Below are 19,799 nucleotides of genomic sequence, written 5' to 3' on the forward strand. Positions count from 1 at the left end.
TTCTGGTCATATGTCCGCTGAACTTGCTCGCTCCACCCCCGACGGACTTCCTCCCCCGCAAGAGCGCTTCCTCAACCGGGAGGAGAGCTGGCTCCAGTTCAACCAACGGGTTCTGGAGATGGCGGAGGATCCGTCCCTGCCGCTGCTGGAGAGAGTACGGTTCCTTGCCATCTTCGCCAGCAACCTGGACGAGTTCTTCCGGGTACGGGTGGCCGGGCTGAAACGGCGGATGGCCACCGGCCTCCTGCTTCGCACGAAGAGCGGGCTGAAGCCCCGTGAGGAACTGTCCAGGATCGCGGCGATCGCCAACGACCTCGCGCTGCGGCAGTCGGCCTGCTTCTACGAGCGGATCCGCCCGCAGCTGAGTGCCGAGGGCATCGAAATCGTGCGCTGGGACGACCTCGGCCGCGACGAGCGCACCGAGATGCGCAGGCTCTTCAGGGAGCGGATCAGGCCGGTGCTGACGCCGCTGGCCGTCGACCCGGCCCACCCCTTCCCGTACATCTCGGGACTCTCACTGAACCTGGCCGTCACCGTCCGCAACCCCTCGACCGGCAACACGGTCTTCGCCCGGGTCAAGGTGCCCAGCCGGCTTCCCCGCTTCGTCACGGCGTCCATGAATCGTTTCGTCCCGCTGGAAGATGTTATCGCCGCTCACCTGGGGCAGCTTTTCAAAGGTATGGAGATCGTCGAACACCACGCCTTCCGGGTGACCCGTAACGAGGACCTGGACGTCGACGAGGACGTCACCGAGAACCTCATGCAGGCCCTGGAGCGCGAGCTTCTCAAGCGCCGCTTCGGCCCTCCGGTCCGGCTGGAGGTCGAGGACACCATCACGCCCGAGGTGCTCGACCTGCTGGTGGACGAGCTGGGAGTGGCCGAGTACGAGATCTGCCGACTTCCGGGGCCACTGGACCTGACCGGGCTGCACGCGATCGCCGACCTCGACCGGGCCGAGCTGACCTTCCGCCCGTTCGTGCCCGCGGAGGTCGTGCACGCCGAGGACGATATCTTCGCGGTGCTGCGCGAGCGGGACGTGCTGCTGCACCACCCGTACGACTCGTTCGCCACGAGCGTGCAGCGGTTCATCGAGCAGGCCGCCGCCGACCCGAACGTGCTGGCCATCAAGCAGACGCTCTACCGCACCAGCGGCGACTCACCGATCGTGGACGCGCTGATCGACGCCGCCGAGGCGGGCAAGCAGGTGGTCGTGGTCGTGGAGATCAAGGCCAGGTTCGACGAGCACGCCAACATCACCTGGGCGCGCAAGCTGGAACGGGCCGGATGCCACGTGGTCTACGGCGTGGTGGGCCTGAAGACCCACTGCAAGCTGGCCCTGGTGGTGCGGCAGGAACCCTCGGGCGAGCTGCGCAGTTACTGCCACATCGGCACGGGCAACTACAACCCCAAGACCGCCAGGTTGTACGAGGATCTGGGACTGCTCACCGCCGACCGGCTGGTCGGCGAGGATGTCACGGACCTGTTCATCCACCTGACCGGCTACTCCAAACACTCGGCCTACCGGCGGCTGCTGGTCGCCCCGCACTCCCTGCGCGGCGGGCTGCTGGCCAGGATCGAGCGGGAGATCGCCCATCAGGAGGCGGGCCGCCCCGCCGGCATCAGGATGAAGACGAACTCCCTGGTCGACGAGCCCATCATCGACGCCCTCTACCGGGCGTCGCAGGCCGGCGTACCGGTGGATCTGTGGGTGCGGGGGGTCTGCACGCTCCGCCCCGGCATACCGGGGCTGTCGGAGAACATCCGGGTCAGGAGCGTGCTGGGCCGTTTCCTGGAACACTCGCGGATCTACGAGTTCGGCCACGGCCGGCGCCCGGAGATCTGGATCGGCAGCGGCGACCTGATGCGCCGCAACATCGAGCGCCGGGTGGAGGTGCTGGTCAAGGTCGCCAGCCAGCAGCAGCGGAACTATCTCAGCGGCCTGCTGGACCAGGCCATGTCCGACGACACCCTGACCTGGTGGCTCAACCCGGACGGGACCTGGGTCCGGCATCCCGGCAATGACCTGCAGACCTATCTGCTCGGCACCCGCAGGTGGAAGGCCGTCGATGGCTGAGCACGCCACCCGTCCGGACGGCATGATCCGCGCGGCCGGGGCGGTCGTCTGGCGCGGTTCACCAGACGCGCCGGAGGTCGCCCTCGTCCATCGGCCCAGGTACGACGACTGGTCGTTCCCCAAGGGGAAGCTGAGGAACGGCGAGCACCCCATCGCCGGCGCGCTGCGCGAGGTGACCGAGGAGACGGGGATCACCGTGGAGCTCGGCCGGTCGCTGCCGCCGGGCCACTACACGAAGGGCGGCCGGCCCAAGCGCGTCGACTACTGGGTGGCCAGGATGCTCTCCGAGGAGCGCCGTACCGACACGCATGAGGTCGACGATGTGGTCTGGCTGCCCGTCGAGGAGGCCGCACGGCGCCTGACCTACGACTGGGACGCCGAACTGCTCCGCGCGCTCGGCACGGCATCGCTCGCGACCACCCCGCTCGTGCTGGTACGGCACGCTCTGGCGGGGAGCCGGCAGGACTGGAAGGGCGACGACGACGACCGGCCGCTCGACGAGAACGGCCTGAGGCAGGCCGAGGTGCTCGCGAGGGTGCTGGGCGCCTTCCGCCCCGCGGAGCTGGTCAGCTCCCCCAGCAGGCGGTGCGTGCAGACCCTGGAGCCGTACGCCGAACGGACCGGCCTGCCGGTCCGGCTCGAACCCGTCCTGTCGGAGACCCACTACGACTTCCAGGGCTCCCTCCGTCTGGTCCAGGAGGCCCTGGCCGCGAACCGGGCCACGGTGTTCTGCGGCCACGGCAAGATCCTGCCCGAGCTGATCTCCGAAGTCGGCGGCCGGTCCGGCGACGCGCAACCGGCCAAGGGCGCGTTCACGGTGCTGCACCACAACGGCGGCCGTGTCGTGGCCGTGGACCGTTACACCGTCTGACGCGAGCTCCAGGGTCCCTCGCCGGTCCCGGGCGCGTGGCGGCCGAGAGGACGTCAGAGAAGCTTCGCGACGGCGTCCTCGGTGTCGGCCCAGAGCCGGGGGAACTCCTCGGCGGCGCGCTCGGCCTCGACCCGCTCCACACCGGTCAGCACGCCGTAGGTGTAGGTGTCCTCCCCCGCCAGACGGGCGTTCGCGGCCTCGGCGACCAACCGTTCCTGCGCGGCGACGCCGTCCATGTGGGTGCCCAGCGCCTCCTGTATCGTCTCCGCCCGCTTGGCCAGCTTCTTCATACCGAGCACCTCAGCGGTGTAACGGGCCCGCTTGGCCGCCTTGCGCACTTCGTGCATGGCGGACTCGCGCTCGGCGGGGTTCTCGATGGACAGCGCGGTGTCGTAGGCCCTGGCGACCCGGCGCCAGCTCTTGGCCGCGACGGCCTTCAGGGTCTCCGCGGGCCTGCCGGCGGCCTTGGTGAGCACGGGGGTGGCGATCAGGTCGTCGAGGGCGTCGAGCAGGGCGAAGTAGCGCTCCCCGCCGAGGGCGTCCCTGATCCGGTCGAGGGCCTCGTGCTCGTCGTCCAGCAGGTCGGAGCTGAGGCGAGCCCTGGCCGGACCCACGATCAGCACGCTGTCCAGGCTGTCGAGCCTGCTCGCGAACCGCTCGCGGATGACCTCCAGGTCGCGTGCCTCGCCGAGGACCGCGCCGAGCCACTTGAGCTCGTCCTGGACACTCCCGGTGCCCCCGACGACCGTCCTGAACGACTTCATCGCGCTGCGCAGCCGCCGGGTGGCGACGCGCATCTGGTGCACGGCGTCCTCCTCGGCCCTACGGACCCGGGGGTCCTGCATGAGCAACGCGCCGACCTGAGCGGTGAGATAACCGACGACGACCTCACCCGCGGAACCCGTGGCTGTCCTGGCAGGCGGCTGCCGGTGAACCGCTCCGGCGCCGTCGAGCAGGCGCGCGAGCTTGCTCGCCGATTCGGCGGGGCCGGCGCCGGCCTTGCGCAGCCGCTTTCCGACCTTCCTCAGCAGCTTCTCGTCGCCCTGGAGGATCTCCGCCTCGACCTCGTGCCAGCATTCGACGTGGGGCTCGTCGCCGAGCACCGTGCCCTTGACCCGGTCGTCGGCGATCTCGACCAGCCTCACCCCGGCGCCGTTGACCAGCGTGGTGACGGCACGGCGGGTGTCCAGCTCGGCGACGGGCGCCAGCGGGGCGCCCCGGGTGTAGGCGAGCACCAGATCCGCCAGCTCGGCAGGAACGATCTTGATACTCCGGGTCAGCGGGTGGGTGATCTCCTGCCGTACGCCCTTGGCCTTGGGAAGCTTGAGGTGCCAGCCGGGATCGGTGCCGCCCCTGCGCCTTCTCAGGGTGATCCCCCGCGCGGCGAGCCGCAGATCGGGCGTGTCGAAGTAGAGGGCGACCAGCCGATGGGTCTTCGGGCCCACGACCTCCCCGACGCCCGGAAGTCCGGTGAGGTCCGGCAGCCGGTAATCCTCCGGCACGTCGAACTTATCCTCGATCTCTATTGCCACAGGTCATCACCTAATTTACCCATATATCCATTCATGCCCGGCTGGTTGGCCGGAAACCCGCTCCTGAGCTCGCCGGCCCCCTGGGCGGGCAGCGGCGCGTCACCCGGTCACCTCCCGGCGACCACGAAGATCCTGCGGAAGGGAAAGACCGTGCCGTGCGGCCCGCGGGGGTAGGCCTCGCGGAGCAGGGCGGCGCAGTCGGCGAGGAAGCCGGTGGCCTCGGCGGGGTCCAGCCGGTCGAGCATGGGGCGCAGGGCGGTACCGGTGATCCAGGAGAGCACGGCGTCGTCGCCGGGGAGCACGTGCAGGTAGGTGGTCTCCCACGCGTCCACCCGGCAGCCCGGTCGAGCGAGCAGGTCGTGATAGCCGGCCGGGTCGTCGACCGGGGAGGGGCGGGCCAGGTCGCCCAGCCGGTCGCGCCACCTCGTCCGGCAGAGTTCGCGGACCAGGGCGTGACTGGGGGCGTCGAAGTTGCCGGGAACCTGGAAGGCGAGCCGGCCACCGGGGGCGAGGGCCTCCATCCAGCGCGGCAGCAACTCGCGGTGGTCGGGCACCCAGTGCAGGACGGCGTTGGACACGATCACGTCGACCGGCCGCTCCGGGCGCCAGCGCGTGACGTCCTCGACGGAGAAGGAGAGCGAACCGCCCGCCGGCGCCTTCTCGATCATGGCGGGTGAGGAGTCGAAGCCGTGGACCCGGGCGTCCGGCCAGCGCCTGGCGAGCTCGGCGGTGAGCCCGCCGGTGCCGCAACCCGCGTCGACCACGTAACCGGGGTTCGCTACGGTTATCCTGGAGACAAGATCGAAGAAGGGGCGCGAGCGCTCGTCGGCGTAGCGCCCGTACATTACGGGGTCCCAGGCATATCTTGACATCAAGACAATTGATATCCGGCGAGATATCTCGATGTCAAGACAGATAGACTCCTGACATGACCCTGCACCACGCGGACCATGACTCCAGCCGTTCGGCCGGAGCGAAGGACGAGGTCGACCTGCTGGTCGCCGCCTGGAACCAGGAACGCCCGGACCTCGACGTGGAGCCGCTCCAGGTGCTCAGCCGGGTCTCCCGGCTGGCCCGACACCTCGACCGCGCCCGCCGGGCCGCCTTCGCCGAGCACGACCTGGAGACCTGGGAGTTCGACGTGCTCACCGCCCTGCGCCGGGCCGGGGAGCCGTACCAGATGAGCCCGGGAGCCCTGCTCCGCGCGACGCTGGTGACGTCGGGGACGATGACCAACCGGATCGACCGGCTGGCCGCGGCCGGGCTGGTCAGGCGGCGTCCCGACCCCGAGGACCGGCGCGGCGTCCTGGTCTCCCTGACCGACGCCGGGCGGACCCGGGTGGACAACGCCTTCGCCGACCTGCTGCGCCGCGAACGCGAACTCCTGGCGAGCCTGCAGAAACGCGAACAGCAGGCCCTTTCGGACCTGCTGCGCACGCTACTCGTCCCTTTTGACGCGACCGACACCGGAGCGCACTGACCCTCCCATGCCCGAGGGCGACGGGATAAACCCGGCGCGGCCTCCGAGAGACTCACTCCCCCAGGCGGTCGGCCAGCTCCAGCCACTCACCCTCGATCGAGTCCTTCTCCGCGAGGATCTCCTTCAGCTGCGCGTCGAGCGAGGCCAGCCGCTCGTAGTCGGCGGCGGCGTCGGCCATCGACTCGTGCAGTTTCGTCTCGCGGCCGCTCAGCTTGTCGAGCTGGCGTTCCAGGCGGGAGAGCTCCTTGCGGAGATCGCGCTCCTCACGCGCCGACAGACCGGCCGTCGTCTCCTTCACGATCATGGCCGAGGTGGCGGAGGCCGCGCCGGAGACCGCGCCGGACGCCGCGCGCGCGGACAGCGCCGCCCCCGAGGCCCGCCGGGCCAGGTACTCGTCCACTCCGCCGGGGAGCATCGACAGCCTGTGGTCACCGAGCAGGGCGACGGTCCTGTCGGTGACCCGCTCCAGGAAGTACCGGTCATGACTGACCAGGATCAGCGTGCCCGGCCAGCCGTCGAGCAGGTCCTCCAGCTCGTTGAGCGTCTCGATGTCGAGGTCGTTGGTCGGCTCGTCGAGCAGCAGCACGTTGGGGTCGTCCATCAGCAGGCGGAGCAGCTGCAGGCGGCGCCGCTCGCCACCGGACAGGTCACCGACGACCTTCCACTGCGCGTCCCCCTTGAAGCCGAGGCGCTCCAGCAGCTGGGAGGCGGTCCACTCCTTCTTGCCGACCTGGATGAACTTGCGGACCTCCTCGACGGTCTCCAGCACCCGGCGCTCAGGGTCGAGCTCGCCCAGCTCCTGCGACAGATGCGCCAGGCGGACCGTCTTGCCGCGTACCAGCCTGCCCGAGTCGGGGTGCACGGTACCGGCGAGCAGGCGGAGCAGCGAGGACTTGCCGGAGCCGTTCACCCCGATCAGGCCGATCCGGTCACCGGGGCCGAACTGCCAGGTCGAGTGGTCGAGGACCAGCGGTCCCTGACCGGGGCCCCCGGCGTGCAGCGTGACGTCCTCAAGGTCGTAGACCGTGCGTCCCAGCCGGGCCGCGGCGAACTTGACCAGTTCGACGCTCTCCCTGGCCGGAGGCTCGTCGGCGATCAACGCCTGGGCGGCGTCGATGCGGAACTTGGGCTTGGAGGTGCGGGCGGGCGGCCCCCGGCGCAGCCAGGCGATCTCCTTGCGCATCAGGTTCTGGCGGCGGGCCTCGGAGGCGGCGGCCACCCGGGCGCGCTCGGCCTTGGCCAGCACGTACGCGGCGTACCCGCCCTCATAGCGCTCGACCGCGCCGTCGACGACCTCCCACGTCCTGGTGGAGACCGCGTCCAGGAACCACCGGTCGTGGGTGACGACCAGCAGTGCCGTCCTACGACCGGCCAGGTGCCTGGCGAGCCAGTCGATGGCCTCGATGTCGAGGTGGTTGGTGGGCTCGTCCAGAATGATCAGGTCGTGCTCGTCGATGAGCAGCTTGGCGAGGGCGGTGCGGCGCCGTTCACCTCCCGACAGGCTTCCGGCGAGCGCGGTCAGGTCGATGTCGCCGAGCAGGTTGGCGAGGATCTCACGGATGCCCGCGTCACCCGCCCACTCGTGCTCGGACCTGTCACCGAGGACGATGTCGCGCACCGGCCGCGCCGGGTCGAGGTCGTCGCCCTGCGACAGCACCCCTACCTGGAGCCCCCTGTTATGGGTGACCCGCCCGGCATTGGGCCTGAGGTCGCCGGCTATCACCGAGATGAGGGTGGTCTTGCCACCGCCGTTGCGGCCGACCACACCGATGCGGTCGCCCGCCTCGATGCCGAGTGAGACGTCGTTGAGCAGGGGCTTGGGACCGTAGGAGTGGGAGACCGACTCAAGATTGACCAGATTCATCGCTAGACAAGCGTATCCGCTCCCGGCTCACCCGGCCCCCGCCGTGAGAACCGTCCCGTCCCGGACGACGCCTTCGGGAACAGGAGCCCCACGCCTCCCTCGGACGGCCGCCCCGACCGGCGGGAGCGGCCCGCCCGCGGGGCCGGTGAGCACGGGAGGCTAGACGACCGCCGGGCCGGGCACCGGGCCGTGGGCGGTGATGACGTCGCGCGCCACACCGGCGTCCTTCAGGCCGGCCGCCAGCTCGCCCGCGTGGGCCGCCGACCGGGCGAGGAAGGCGCAGGTGGGCCCGGAGCCGGAGACCAGCGAGCCGAGGGCGCCCTGCTCTCGCCCCGCGTCCAGGGTGTGGGCCAGCGAGCCGCGCAGCGCCACGGCGGCGGGCTGCAGGTCGTTGCCGAGCTGGGCGCCGAGGGCCTCCGCGTCTCCCTCGCGGAGCGCGGCCAGCAGTGCCTCGGCGGCCTGGGGCCAGGCCACCAGCTCGCCGCTCGCCTGGCGGAGACGGTCGCACTCGGCGTAGACCGCGGCCGTGGACAGGCCGCCGTCGGCCAGCGCGAACACCCAGTGGAAGGTACCCGCGACGTCCAGCGAGGTCAGCCGCTCTCCCCTGCCGGTGCCGATCGCCGTACCGCCGAGCAGGGCGAAGGGGACGTCGCTGCCGAGGTCGGCGGCGATCTCCATCAGGTCCTCACGCGGCAGGCCGAGACCCCACAGCTCGTTGCAGGCGACCAGGGCCGCGGCGGCGTCGGCGCTGCCGCCCGCCATGCCGCCCGCCACCGGGATCGACTTGCGGATGAGCAGGTTCACCCCGTACGGGCGGCCCGCGTGCCCGGCCAGCGCGAGGGCTGCCCGGATCGCGAGGTTGTCGCCGTCCTCGGGCACCTGATCCGCGGACTCGCCCTCCACCCGGACGCTCATCCCGGTGGCCGCGGTGGCCGTGACCTCGTCGAAGATCGAGACGGCGTGGAAGACGTTGACGAGGTCGTGGTAGCCGTCATCCCGCAGCGGTCCGACGGCAAGTTGCAGGTTGACCTTCGCTGGTACGCGGACGGTCACGGAGTTCATGCGTCCCCCATGGGGGCTCGCTCACTTGTCACGACGTCAGATCGTAACGGGATCCCTCCCCTCCGCACGCAAACGAACCGGCAAATCACACTATGTACTGCTTTCAGGCGTACGGTTCTCGGCGATCCGCGCGAAATCCTCGACTGTGAGCTGCTCGCCGCGCGTGGCGGGGTCGATTCCGGCGGCCCGCAGCGCCCGCTCCGCGGCGGGGGCCGTACCGGCCCAGGAGGCGAGGGCGGCACGCAGGGTCTTGCGACGCTGGGCGAAGGCGGCGTCCACCACCGCGAAGACCTCCTCGCGGGTGGCCACCGTCGTGGGCGGCTCCCGCCTGACCATCGCGACCAGGCCGGAGTCGACGTTGGGAACCGGCCAGAAGACGGTGCGGCCGACCGGCCCGGCCCGGCGGACGTCGGCGTACCAGGCGGCCTTGACCGAGGGGATGCCGTAGACCTTGGAACCGGGGCCGGCGGCCAGCCGGTCGGCGACCTCGGCCTGGACCATGATCAGGACCTTGCGCAGCGACGGCTGCGTCTCCAGCAGGTGAAGCAGCACCGGGACCGACACGTTGTAGGGAAGGTTGGCGACCAGCGCGCTCGGCCGCTCCGCGGGCAGATCCTCGGGCAGCACACGCATGGCGTCGGCGAGCACCACGGTGAGCCGGTCGGCGAGCTCCGGGGCGTGGCGGTCGACCGTCAGCGGCAGCTGGGCGGCGAGAACGGGATCGATCTCCACCGCGATCACGCCGCGGACCTCGGGAAGCAGCGCGAGCGTGAGCGACCCCAGCCCCGGACCGACCTCGATGACCACGTCGTCGGGCTCAAGCTCGGCCACCCTCACGATCTTGCGGACCGTGCCCGCGTCGATCACGAAGTTCTGGCCGAGCTTCTTTGTAGGACGAATATTGAGCTTGTTCGCCAAAATACGTATCTCCGCTGGACCAAGAAGGCTCATGCTGGTCCCTCACGCAGTGGCCCGGACTCCATGCCCGCCGGACCGCTGTGGTCTCCGATGTGCCTGCCTCGATCACCCAAGGTCGCTCTCCCATGTCATTCGACAAGTTTCCCGCACCGAAGCCCATGCGAGGACGCGTGATGGAGGACGAGAGGTTCCGTTGTGGATAACGTTGCCATACGGGGGACCGACTGCGAGGAAGGGAACCTTCCCGGTGAAGAGGACGTGAACCGGCCCGGTGTCGAAGGACTGCGATCCACCGACCCCGAGCGCATCGGGGCCTACCGCCTGCTCGGGCGCCTTGGCGAGGGCGGGATGGGAACCGTCTACCTGGCACTGGCGCCGGCGGGGCGACCGGTCGCGCTCAAGGTGGTGAAGGCGGAGGTCGCGGTCGAGGACGGCTTCGCCGCGAGATTCCACGCGGAGGTCGACAACGCCCGGCGGGTGGCCTCGTTCTGTACGGCACAGGTGCTGGACAACGGCACCGGCGACGACAACCGGCCGTACATGGTCACCGAGTACATCGCAGGCACGCCACTGTCCCGCCAGATCTCCGAGCACGGCGCGCTGGAGCCTGGAACGCTGCACGGCGTGGCCCTGGGGGTGGCGGCGGCGCTGGCCGCGATCCACGTCGCGGGCCTGGTGCACCGCGACCTCAAACCCGCCAACGTGATCCTGTCCATGTCCGGACCCCGTGTGATCGACTTCGGCATCGCCAGGGCCCTCGACTCCACGCACAGCTTCACCCGCTCGGGCGAGGTGCTCGGCAGCCCCGGCTGGTGGGCCCCCGAGCAGGTCCAGGGCCTGGACATCACGCCGGCCGCGGACATCTTCGCCTGGGGCTGCCTGGTCGCGTACGCGGGCAACGGCCGCCACCCCTACGGGCGGGGCGACCTGCTGACGATGGCCACCCGGCTGCTCAACAGCCCGCCCGACCTGGGCGCGCTCCCCGCCCCGCTGAACGACCTGGCCCGCCGCGCGACCGCGATGGACCCCTACCAGCGGCCCACCGCCCAGGACCTGCTGATCGCCCTGGTCGGCGGTGGGATCGCCGCTCCGTCCTCACCGGCTCCCACCCGGGCCGACCCGCCCACGCTGATAGCCAGTGATCTGCTCCACGAGTCCTGGCAGCCGCCCGCCAACGTGGAGCCCGACTCCACCCAGACGCTCAGCGCGCTGAACCTGGGGGCGCGGTTCCCCGTTTCGCCACCGATCCAGGAGCCCGCGGACCCGGCCACCGCCCCCTCCACACCCGCGCCGCCCGTCCCTTCCACGGCACCGGCGCCTGAGGGCTCCCCCTCGCCCCCGCGGCCCGAGCCCACGACATCGCCGTCACAACCGTTCACCGGCCCCGTCCCGGCCCGGGCATCGTCCGGCTTCCGGCTCCCCGCGGGATCGGACCCGCCGGGCGCCGAGGGGACGACGCCCCGGCGGCGCTGGCTGTTCGCCGGGCTGGCCGTGCTCGCGGCACTGGCCGTCACGGTCGTCGTGCTGCTGAACCTGCGTGGCCCGGACCCGGATGACCGGGGGGAGGCTCGGGCGGGCAGTGCCGCTTTCACCGGTGGTACCGGCGCCACCGACGTGGGCCGCAGGGTCACGACAGGCTCCTTCCTTGAGGATCCACAGCTGATCATCCCGCGCACCCCGGCGTGCGGGCTCACCGTCTACCGGAACGCCACCCCGGTACGCGGCAGGCTCTGCGCGATCCCGTGGACGCTGGTCAACACCGGCGCGGAGGCCGCCCGGCTCAGCCGCACCCCGCTCACCCTGCTCGACGACGTCGGCACGGCGCACCCCCCCGAGAGCGTCTCGACGGAACCGCCGGCCACCCTGCCCCCCGGGGCGAAGGTGGACGGCGTCCTGGTCTACGACCTGCCCCCGTCCCGCAAACCCGCGAAGCTGACCGGAACGGTGATCGAGGGCGGCGGGGAGATAGAGGTGAGGGTGTCATGAGGCTGCTGCTCTCTCTGGTGGCCGCGGCCGCGATCACGTGGTCGTCCACCGGGTCCGCCTGGTCCGATGCCGCTTCCGCCCCGGCCGCCGACTGCACCGGAACGGCCACGAGCGACTTCGACGGCGACGGGGTGGACGACATCGCGGTCGGTGACCCGTTCGCCGACCCCGGCGGGCTGGCCGGCGCGGGAGCCGTGCACGTGCTGTTCGGCCGGGGGGAGGACGGGAAGGCCGTGACCGTCCCCGAGACCGAGTCGGGTGACGGCTTCGGGTGGTCGGTGCGGCTGGCCAGGATCGACGGCGACGGCTGCGCCGACCTGCTCATCGGCGCCCCGTACGCGGACGTGGCGGGCTACCGGGACGCGGGCGCGGTCTACGTGGTGCACGGCGGCCCCGACCCCAGGACGATCCGCCTGGTGTCTCCCTCACCCGAGGCCGACGCTCACTTCGGCTGGTCCCTGGCCTCCGGCGAGGCACTGGTGGCGGCCGGCGCCCCGCACGAGAACGCCGACGGTGTCGCCGACTCCGGCGCGGTCTACCTGTTCGACACCGAGGCGTCCGGCGAGGGCCGGCGGATCTCCCAGGAGTCCAAGGGCGTCACGGGCAACGGCGAGGCCGGCGACATGTTCGGCTGGTCGCTGGCGATCGGCAGACTGGGCGGCACCCCTGGCGAGCCGGATCTCGCGGTCGGATCGCCGTACGAGAACGACGACGGAACGGGACCCCAGGCCGCCGGGGGCCGGCTGGACGTGGGGGCGCTCACAGTGATCTTCGATGTACGCGGGTCCCGGAGCGAGTACCGGAACAAGAAGTGGGACCTCCGCGAGATCGTCGACGCCGGCGCGGGCGACCGGTTCGGTTACGCGATGGCCTACGCCGAGGAGGGCGACGTCGGCTATCTCGCGGTGAGCGCCCCGCTCGGTGACCGCGGGGGCGTGCGGGACTCCGGTCTCGTCCAGTTGTTCCAGGCCTCAAGCACCCTGGAGATCGCCCCTGCCGCCACCTTCGACCAGGGCCCCGAGGGAGCGGCGGGCGAGGGGTACGGGTTCTCGCTGGCGTTCACCGCCTCCGGAGGGGTCAGACTCGCCGTGGGCGTGCCCTTCGACGGCCCCGACCGGCGCGGCGGCGTACGACTGGTGCCGGTGGACGACCCGGCGGGGAGCCGGCTGGTCACCCAGAGCCAGGCCGGCGACCACTTCGGCTGGGCCGTCGGGTTCAGCGGTAACCGGCTGGTCGTCGGCGCCCCCGACCAGGCGGGCGCGGGAACGGTCATCCTGCTGGGCCGCAACGACGCCCAAGGCGTCCCGCTCTCGCCGGGCACCGGAAAGATCCCGGCCCTGGACGGCGGCGCCTCCGCCGACTTCGGCGCCGCGGTGGGCTGAGCCCCTTCCCGGCTCCGACGGCTCGCGGACCGGAACCGGGGAGGGAGATCACCCGGCCGCCGCACCTCGCCGCGGACCGTCGTCGACCACGGCCGACCTGAGCCCGGCCTCCCTGCCACCCGACGTCACGCGAAGCTCGCCGGCAGGTGGCCCGGCCGTGGTTCTGGCTGGAGCGGCCGTCACCAGGAGCCGAAGACGGTCTCCCCGTTGGCGCTGACGGCGGCGGCGAGGTCGGCGAGGCCGATCTCCTTGACCTCCGCGAGGCAGCGCAGCGTGAGCGGGATGAGGTAGGGCGCGTTGGGCTTGCCCCGGTGCGGCGTGGGCGGGAGGTAGGGCGCGTCGGTCTCGACGAGGATCAGCTCCCTCGGCGCGACCCTCGCGGCCTCGCGGAGGTATCCGGCGTTCTTGTAGGTGACCGGCCCAGAAAATGACATGAAATATCCGGCATCGACGCACTGCTTGGCCATCTCGGCGTCACCGGAGAAGCTGTGGAAGACCACTACCTCCGGGGCGCCCTGCTCGGCCAGCACGCGCAGCACGTCGTCGTGGGCCTCGCGGTCATGGATCACCAGGGCCTTGCCGGTCCGCTTGGCGATCTCGATGTGCGCCCGGAAACTGGCGTGCTGGTCGCCCTTCGACGCCCAGTCGCGGTAGTAGTCGAGCCCGGTCTCCCCCACCGCCCGGACCTGCGGCAGGCGGGCCAGCCGCTCGATCTCGGCGAGGGTCTCCGGCGTCGAGGCGTGCGCCTCGTTGGGATGGACGGCCACCCCGGCGTAGACATCGGGGTGGAGCGCGGCCGTCTCGGCGTTCCAGCGCGAGGATGGCAGGTCGTAGCCGATCGTGACGAGCCGCGTCACGCCGACGGCGCGGGCCTCGTCGAGGATGCCCTCGACGCTCGCCTGAGCCGCCTGCGCGGCCTGCGCGACCGGGTCGCCCGAGGACGCCTGGCGGTTGCCCACCATGATGTCCAGGTGACAGTGGCTGTCGAACACCTCTGCCGGCAGGGGCTCGGGGGCGACGGGAAGCTTCTGCGTGCTCACGCCGTCCAACCTACCGAGGAGCCGGCCCGGCCCGCGCCCGGCGCCCCCGCGGACCGGCTCGGTCCCAGGCCCGGGACCGGGCCGCGGCCCGCGCGCACCGGCCCGTCCGCCGACGGCACCGGACACGAGCCGGGCAGGGGCCGGCATCCTGCCCAGAGCCAGGTACCGGCCCGCTCCCAGGCCCGGGGACCTGCGTTCGTTACTCGCCCAGACGGGCCAGTTCCTCCTCGACGATCTTCGGGTCGAGCTTGACGAAGAGCGGGGTCGGCGGGGAGAGCGGGGTGCCCACCCGGATCGGAACGGATTCCCAGCGCGCGGCGCCGTCGTAGGAGCCGGTGATGATCGGGTAGCTCCGGCCGTCCTCGTCGGTGACCTCCTGGATCTCCGGCATGCCCGCCCAGACCCCGGTGCCGCCGAGCATCGCGTAGATCTTGTTGGAGGAGTTGGGCAGCACCGGGGTCAGCAGGGTCTTGGCGTCGTCCACCACCTGCAGGGCGACGTGCAGGATGGTCTTCACCCGCGCGGGGTTGTCCTTGATCTTCCAGGGCTCCTGCTCGGCCAGGTACCTGTTGGCCTCGCGGATGACCTCGAACGCCTCGTTCGTCGCGTTCTTGAACCGGCACTGCTCGAACTCGGCCGCGACCTTCGAGAAGGCCGAGCGGCTCCGCTCCAGCATGGCGCGGTCGACATCGGTGAAGTCGCCTGCCTCGGGGATGACCCCGAAGTTCTTGGCCGCCATCGAGATCGAGCGGTTCACCAGGTTGCCCCAGGCCGCCACCAGCTCGCCGTTGTTGCGATTGAGGAACTCCGACCAGGTGAAGTCGGTGTCCTGGTTCTCCGGGCCCGCCACCGCGATGTAGTAGCGCAGCGCGTCGGCGTCGTAGCGCTCCAGGAAGTCACGCACATAGATGACGACCTGACGGGAGGAGGAGAACTTGCGTCCCTCCATGGTCAGGAACTCGCTGGAGACGACCTCGGCGGGCAGGTTCAGCGCGCCGAGCGAGCCCGGCTTGCCGTCGCGGGCACCCTGGCCGTTGTAGCCGAGCAGCATCGCCGGCCAGATCTCCGCGTGGAAGACGATGTTGTCCTTGCCCATGAAGTAGTAGCCGAGGGCCTCCGGGTCCTGCCACCAGCGGCGCCAGGCCTCCGGGTCGCCGGAGCGGCGCGCCCACTCGATGGAGGCGCTGAGGTAGCCCACGACCGCGTCGAACCAGACGTAGAGCCGCTTGTTGGCCTGGTCGCTCCAGCCCTCCAGCGGGATCGGCACGCCCCAGTCGAGGTCGCGGCTGATCGCGCGGGGGTGCATGTCGCCGAGCATGTTGAGGGCGAACTTCAGCACGTTGGGCCGCCAGTCGCCCTCCTTGGAGCGCAGCCACGATGCCAGCACCTCGGCGAACGCGGGCAGGTCGAGCATGAAGTGCTCGGTCTCCACGAAGACCGGCGTCTCGCCGTTGACCTTGCTCACCGGGTCGATCAGCTGGACCGGGTCGAGCTGGTTGCCGCAGTTGTCGCACTGGTCGCCACGGGCGCCCTGGTAACCGCAGATGGGGCAGGTGCCCTCGATGTAGCGGTCGGGCAGGGTGCGCCCGGTGGAGGGCGAGATGGCGCCCATCGTGGTCTGGGGGAAGATGTAGCCGTTGGCGTGGAGCCCCTTGAAGATCTCCTGCGCCACCGCGTAGTGATTGACGGTCGTGGTCCGGGTGAACAGGTCATAGGACAGGCCGAGCGCCTGGAGATCCTCGACGATCACCCTGTTGTAGCGGTCGGCGAGCTCGCGGGCGCTCAGGCCCTCCTTGTCGGCCTGCACCTGGATCGGAGTGCCGTGCTCGTCGGTCCCGCTCACCATGAGCACCATGTTGCCCGCCATCCGCTGATAGCGGCTGAAGACGTCGGATGGCACGCCGAATCCGGAGACGTGCCCGATGTGGCGAGGGCCGTTGGCGTAGGGCCAGGCGACCGCGGTCAGGATGTGCTGGGACATGGTGCCCAGCCTAAGGGACGCGGGCTCAGGCCTTGGTGCTCTCCCTGCCAGTAGTGGCACTCGCGGCCGCCTCCGCCACCTCCGCGGCCCGGTTGACGGCCTCGGCGGCCTCCTCCGCCGCGGAGGCGGCCACGTCGATGGGCGTCTCCTTGGTACGGCGGATGCCGAGGATGCTGATGAACAGCGCGGCGAAAATCGTCTGGAAACTCACGATCAGCGCGGTAGCCGAGGGCACGACGAGGCGCAGCGACTCCGAAGGGATCAGCGGGCCGAAGCTGCGGGTCTGCCAGTGGACCAGGGAGGCGACCAGGCCGCCCAGACCGCCCAGGGCCAGCAGCCCGCCGACGACCAGCCCCTTCTCCAGAGAGACGATGTCGATGAGCTTGCGCACCCGCCTGTCTTCCGGCAGGAAGCCCTCCTCGGCCGCGTACACCTTGGTGAACAGCGCGAACAGCACCGCCTGGAAGCCGATCACCACCATGGCGGAGGCGCCGACCAGGGTGTCGACGTCGAAGGCGAGCTTGCCGATGTAGACCGGGCCGAAGGTCAGGGCGGCGCCCGCGACCAGGCCGAGGGTCATCAGCACCAGGCCGGGGATGAAGAACAGCCAGCGCGGGCTGTAGAGCATCAGGAAGCGCAGGTGGCGCCAGCCGTCACGCCAGGAGCGCAGGTGCGGCGGGCGGGAGCGGCCGTCGGGCGAGAGCGTGGTGGGCACCTCGCGTACGTCCAGGCCTGACAGGGTCGAGCGGACCACCATCTCGCTGGCGAACTCCATGCCGCCGGTCTGCAGGCCGAGCTTGAGGATGGAGTCGCGCCGGAACCCGCGCAGGCCGCAGTGGAAGTCACCGATCGCGCTGGGAAAGAAGAGTCGTCCGATGAAGGAGAGCACCGGGTTGCCCAGGTAGCGGTGGAGCGGGGGCATGGCGCCCGGCGCGATGCCGCCCTTGAACCGGTTGCCCATCACCAGGTCGGCGCCGTCACGGAGCTGCTCGACGAACGGCAGCAGCGCCGTGAAGTCGTAGGAGTCGTCCGCGTCGCCCATGATGACGTAGCGGCCGCGCGCGGCGCGGATACCGCCTATCAGGGCGTTGCCGTACCCCTTGGCGTCAACGTGCACGACCCGGGCCCCGGCCTCGCGTGCGAGCTGCTGTGAGCCGTCGGTGCTGCCGTTGTCGGCGATCAGCACTTCCCCGTCGATCCCGTGCTCCCGCATGCAGGCGAGTGCCTTGCGTACGCAGGTCTCCACGGTCTCCGCCTCGTTCAAACAAGGCATGACCACGGTCAGTTCCACGTCTCAACCCTTCGCTCACGGCACAAGCCAATCTCACCATGATGCCCTCTGAAGCCCCTTGCCCGGGTCAACTCCCTGAAACGGCTGGCATCCTGTATTCCATGGTGACCGTCGCCGACCGCCCTCGCCTGGACGTGCCTCCGCCCGACCGGGTCACTCGCCTGCGGGCGTTCCTGCACCGGCATCGCCTCTTCGTGGCCGCCCTCGTGCTGGCATTCCTGCTGCGTGTGGTCACCATGCTCGGCTATGGCCCGGCCCTGTGGTTCAACGACTCCTACGAGTACGTCTCCGGGGCGGTGAACCCCGACCGGCCCAGTGCGCTGCGCCCGAACGGCTACTCGTTTCTGCTCCTGGCGCTGCGGCCGCTGCACAGCTTCGGTCTGGTGGTCTTCGTACAGCACCTGATGGGCCTGGGCATCGCGGTGCTGATCTACACCCTGTTGCGCGGCAGGTTCGGCCTGCCCGGCTGGGGGGCGACGCTGGCCGCGGTGCCGGTGCTGTTCGACGCCTACCAGATCCAGCTCGAACACCTGGTCATGTCCGACGCGATGTTCATGCTGCTGGTCGTGGCCGTGATCACGCTGGTGCTCTGGCACCGGCGGATGTCCTGGCGGATCGGCGCGGTGATCGGGCTGCTGCTGGCCCTCACCGCGCTCACCCGGTCGATCGGCCTGCCGATCCTCGCGCTGGTCGTGGCCTATCTGCTGATCAAGCGCACGGCCTGGAAGACGATCGCGGCGATGATCACCGCGTGCGCGCTCCCCGTGGTCGGCTACATGGCCTGGTTCGCCTCCGCGCACGGCAACTTCGCGATGACCAACAGCGACGGGGCGATCCTCTACATGCGGACGGCGCTCTTCGCCGACTGCGAGAAGATGCGGGTCGACCCCCGCGAGGAGCTGGAGCTGGCGCTGCTGTGCATCAGCGCGCCGCCGGGCCAGCGCGGCTTCTCCGGGCAGAAGTACCTCTGGTGGGCGCAGAACGGCCAGCGCTTCCACGCCTTCGGGGTGGGCAGCACGTTCACCCCGGAGACGAACAAGACGGCGAGCGCGTTCGCCCAGCGGGCCATCCTGTCCCAGCCGCTCGACTATCTGAGCCTGGTGGCCGGCGACTTCTTCCGCGCCTTCCACTGGGACCGGCCGCGCTTCCCGGATTTCAACACCTACCGGCAGTACGAGTTCCTGCCGGAGAACAAGATCCTCCCGGCCTGGTCGTCGTACCGGGGCAACACCGACACCGACGCGCAGAAGTACGATCCGGGCCTGCGGACCGCGCCGATCCAGGGCAAGCTTCGCGTGATCGGTACCGACGTCCACGACCCGTGGGCGGGCTTCATGCAGGGCTACCAGCGGATCGTCCGGCTGCCCGGCCTCGTGATCGGCGTGCTGCTGCTGATCGGCCTGGCCGGGGTGGCGGTGCGCTGGCGCAGGCTGGGCGGCCCCGTGCTGCTGCCGTGGCTGGGCGCCTTCGGCCTCATCCTGGCCCCGGCCGCGACCGCCGAGTTCGACTACCGCTACCTGCTGCCCGCGGTGCCACTGGCCTGCCTGGCGGCCGCGATCTCGCTGCGCCACGGGCTCTCCCGGCCCGCCGCGCCCGGCACACCTGCCGCGCCCGTCACGCCCAGCTCCGGAACAGCATCCGCGCCCACCACTGGGAGTGCGGGATGACCTCGGCCGCCAGCACCGGGAGGAGCCACCAGAAGTTGACCAGCGCCAGCAGGGTGAAGGCCCCGACGACCGCGGCCCCGAGCGCCCTGCGGTTGGGCGCGGCGTCGGCCCGCCCGATGATCAGCCCGGCCACCATGGTCAGCGCGAGGATCATGAAGGGGACCATGGCGATCGCGTAGAACAGGTACATGGTCCGGTTGTCGGCGAGGGCGTAGTAGAACCAGGGGAGCCAGCCCGCGGCGTAGCCGAGGAGTACGGCCCCGGCCCGCCAGTCGCGGGTGGCGACGTACCAGGCGACCATGGCGATGAGGGGTAGGTGTGCCCCTCGCTCAACCCGGTGTGGAAGCTCAGCACCTGGAAGTGGTAGCTCAGCCAGGAGCGGAAGGAGTCGAAGACGAAGAACACCGGGCCCTGCGAGGTCGCCTGCGCCCAGTTGCGGCCCCAGCCGAGCGACGAGGCGAACCAGCCGGTCCAGGAGGCGATGTAGGTGAGGGCCGGCAGCAGGCCCAGCGCCGACACCGCGCCGGTCAGGTCCTGGTTGAACGCTCCCCGGTACGGTCTGCGCAGGCCGATGGCCCGGCGGGCTCCGGCGTCCCAGACCAGGGACATGACCGCGAACGCGACGAGGAAGAAGATCCCCGACCACTTGAC

15 protein-coding genes are annotated in these 19,799 nt (G+C 70.8%); 6 read left to right on the top strand and 9 right to left on the bottom strand.

Annotated elements, in window-relative coordinates; genetic code table 11:
• Positions 1-10 precede the first annotated feature (10 nt).
• Positions 11-2,074: an RNA degradosome polyphosphate kinase gene (locus tag IG98_RS0113765; protein WP_030911063.1), complete on the top strand. Its 2,064-nt coding sequence runs from the start codon at positions 11-13 to the stop codon at positions 2,072-2,074.
• Entirely contained in the window at positions 2,067-2,945 is an 879-nt protein-coding gene (locus IG98_RS0113770) for an NUDIX hydrolase (RefSeq protein WP_030911066.1), read from the top strand. Before IG98_RS0113765 ends, IG98_RS0113770 begins: the two co-directional genes overlap by 8 nt.
• 53 nt (positions 2,946-2,998) lie before the next feature.
• Here the strand turns inward: IG98_RS0113770 and IG98_RS0113775 are convergent, their stop codons facing one another.
• Complete coding sequence (locus tag IG98_RS0113775; protein WP_030911068.1) at positions 2,999-4,477, bottom strand: CYTH and CHAD domain-containing protein; 1,479 nt, start codon at positions 4,475-4,477, stop codon at positions 2,999-3,001.
• A 107-nt stretch (positions 4,478-4,584) separates the two neighbouring features.
• On the bottom strand, positions 4,585-5,322 hold the full coding sequence (locus tag IG98_RS0113780) for a trans-aconitate 2-methyltransferase (protein ID WP_245651544.1): 738 nt from the start codon (positions 5,320-5,322) through the stop codon (positions 4,585-4,587).
• 83 nt (positions 5,323-5,405) lie between these two features.
• On the opposite strand from IG98_RS0113780, the gene IG98_RS0113785 reads away from it, so the two are divergent.
• Entirely contained in the window at positions 5,406-5,957 is a 552-nt protein-coding gene (locus IG98_RS0113785) for a MarR family winged helix-turn-helix transcriptional regulator (protein ID WP_030911074.1), read from the top strand.
• Between the two features lie 52 nt (positions 5,958-6,009).
• Here the strand turns inward: IG98_RS0113785 and IG98_RS0113790 are convergent, their stop codons facing one another.
• From IG98_RS0113790 to rsmA, 3 genes are all read right to left on the bottom strand, one after another.
• A complete protein-coding gene (locus tag IG98_RS0113790) occupies positions 6,010-7,821 on the bottom strand; it encodes an ABC-F family ATP-binding cassette domain-containing protein (protein ID WP_030911077.1) in 1,812 nt (603 codons plus the stop codon).
• 159 nt (positions 7,822-7,980) lie between these two features.
• Positions 7,981-8,883 (bottom strand): 4-(cytidine 5'-diphospho)-2-C-methyl-D-erythritol kinase, encoded by a 903-nt coding sequence (locus IG98_RS0113795; protein WP_030911080.1) that lies wholly within the window; start codon positions 8,881-8,883, stop codon positions 7,981-7,983.
• A 90-nt stretch (positions 8,884-8,973) separates the two neighbouring features.
• Positions 8,974-9,834, bottom strand: coding sequence for a 16S rRNA (adenine(1518)-N(6)/adenine(1519)-N(6))-dimethyltransferase RsmA (gene rsmA / locus IG98_RS0113800; protein WP_030911083.1), 861 nt, complete (start codon positions 9,832-9,834; stop codon positions 8,974-8,976).
• 225 nt (positions 9,835-10,059) lie between these two features.
• On the opposite strand from rsmA, the gene IG98_RS54260 reads away from it, so the two are divergent.
• Entirely contained in the window at positions 10,060-11,787 is a 1,728-nt protein-coding gene (locus IG98_RS54260) for a protein kinase domain-containing protein (RefSeq protein ID WP_051752046.1), read from the top strand.
• On the top strand, positions 11,784-13,169 hold the full coding sequence (locus IG98_RS0113810) for an FG-GAP repeat domain-containing protein (protein WP_030911087.1): 1,386 nt from the start codon (positions 11,784-11,786) through the stop codon (positions 13,167-13,169). The genes IG98_RS54260 and IG98_RS0113810 overlap by 4 nt, the downstream gene beginning before the upstream one ends.
• Before the next feature lie 179 nt (positions 13,170-13,348).
• Here IG98_RS0113810 and IG98_RS0113815 read toward each other — a convergent pair whose 3' ends face one another.
• The 3 genes from IG98_RS0113815 to IG98_RS0113825 form a co-directional block, all read right to left on the bottom strand.
• Positions 13,349-14,209, bottom strand: a complete 861-nt coding sequence (locus IG98_RS0113815) for a TatD family hydrolase (RefSeq protein ID WP_030911090.1) — start codon at positions 14,207-14,209, stop codon at positions 13,349-13,351.
• Positions 14,210-14,408: 199 nt separating this feature from the next.
• On the bottom strand, positions 14,409-16,190 hold the full coding sequence (metG, locus tag IG98_RS0113820; protein WP_030911093.1) for a methionine--tRNA ligase: 1,782 nt from the start codon (positions 16,188-16,190) through the stop codon (positions 14,409-14,411).
• A gap of 25 nt (positions 16,191-16,215) precedes the next feature.
• Positions 16,216-17,481 (bottom strand): glycosyltransferase, encoded by a 1,266-nt coding sequence (locus IG98_RS0113825; RefSeq protein ID WP_030911097.1) that lies wholly within the window; start codon positions 17,479-17,481, stop codon positions 16,216-16,218.
• Positions 17,482-17,582: 101 nt separating this feature from the next.
• On the opposite strand from IG98_RS0113825, the gene IG98_RS0113830 reads away from it, so the two are divergent.
• Entirely contained in the window at positions 17,583-19,148 is a 1,566-nt protein-coding gene (locus IG98_RS0113830; protein ID WP_245651545.1) for a hypothetical protein, read from the top strand.
• Here the strand turns inward: IG98_RS0113830 and IG98_RS53280 are convergent.
• Complete coding sequence (locus tag IG98_RS53280; protein ID WP_051752047.1) at positions 19,096-19,449, bottom strand: dolichyl-phosphate-mannose--protein mannosyltransferase; 354 nt, start codon at positions 19,447-19,449, stop codon at positions 19,096-19,098. The two genes, IG98_RS0113830 and IG98_RS53280, sit on opposite strands and share 53 nt — an antisense overlap.
• Positions 19,450-19,799: the final 350 nt, after the last annotated feature.

It is taken from the genome of Streptosporangium amethystogenes (genome assembly GCF_000721075.1).
Lineage (GTDB): Bacteria > Actinomycetota > Actinomycetes > Streptosporangiales > Streptosporangiaceae > Streptosporangium > Streptosporangium amethystogenes.

Bases quoted from the DNA above. Each gene is read 5' to 3' on its own strand.
- IG98_RS0113770 (WP_030911066.1), top strand. From the start codon at position 2,067: ATGGCTGAGCACGCCACCCGTCCGGACGGCATGATCCGCGCGGCCGGG.
- rsmA (WP_030911083.1), bottom strand. From the start codon at position 9,834: ATGAGCCTTCTTGGTCCAGCGGAGATACGTATTTTGGCGAACAAGCTC.
- IG98_RS0113780 (WP_245651544.1), bottom strand. From the start codon at position 5,322: ATGTACGGGCGCTACGCCGACGAGCGCTCGCGCCCCTTCTTCGATCTT.
- IG98_RS0113810 (WP_030911087.1), top strand. From the start codon at position 11,784: ATGAGGCTGCTGCTCTCTCTGGTGGCCGCGGCCGCGATCACGTGGTCG.
- IG98_RS0113830 (WP_245651545.1), top strand. From the start codon at position 17,583: ATGGTGACCGTCGCCGACCGCCCTCGCCTGGACGTGCCTCCGCCCGAC.
- metG (WP_030911093.1), bottom strand. From the start codon at position 16,190: ATGTCCCAGCACATCCTGACCGCGGTCGCCTGGCCCTACGCCAACGGC.
- IG98_RS0113790 (WP_030911077.1), bottom strand. From the start codon at position 7,821: ATGAATCTGGTCAATCTTGAGTCGGTCTCCCACTCCTACGGTCCCAAG.
- IG98_RS53280 (WP_051752047.1), bottom strand. From the start codon at position 19,449: ATGGTCGCCTGGTACGTCGCCACCCGCGACTGGCGGGCCGGGGCCGTA.
- IG98_RS0113785 (WP_030911074.1), top strand. From the start codon at position 5,406: ATGACCCTGCACCACGCGGACCATGACTCCAGCCGTTCGGCCGGAGCG.
- IG98_RS0113795 (WP_030911080.1), bottom strand. From the start codon at position 8,883: ATGAACTCCGTGACCGTCCGCGTACCAGCGAAGGTCAACCTGCAACTT.
- IG98_RS0113765 (WP_030911063.1), top strand. From the start codon at position 11: ATGTCCGCTGAACTTGCTCGCTCCACCCCCGACGGACTTCCTCCCCCG.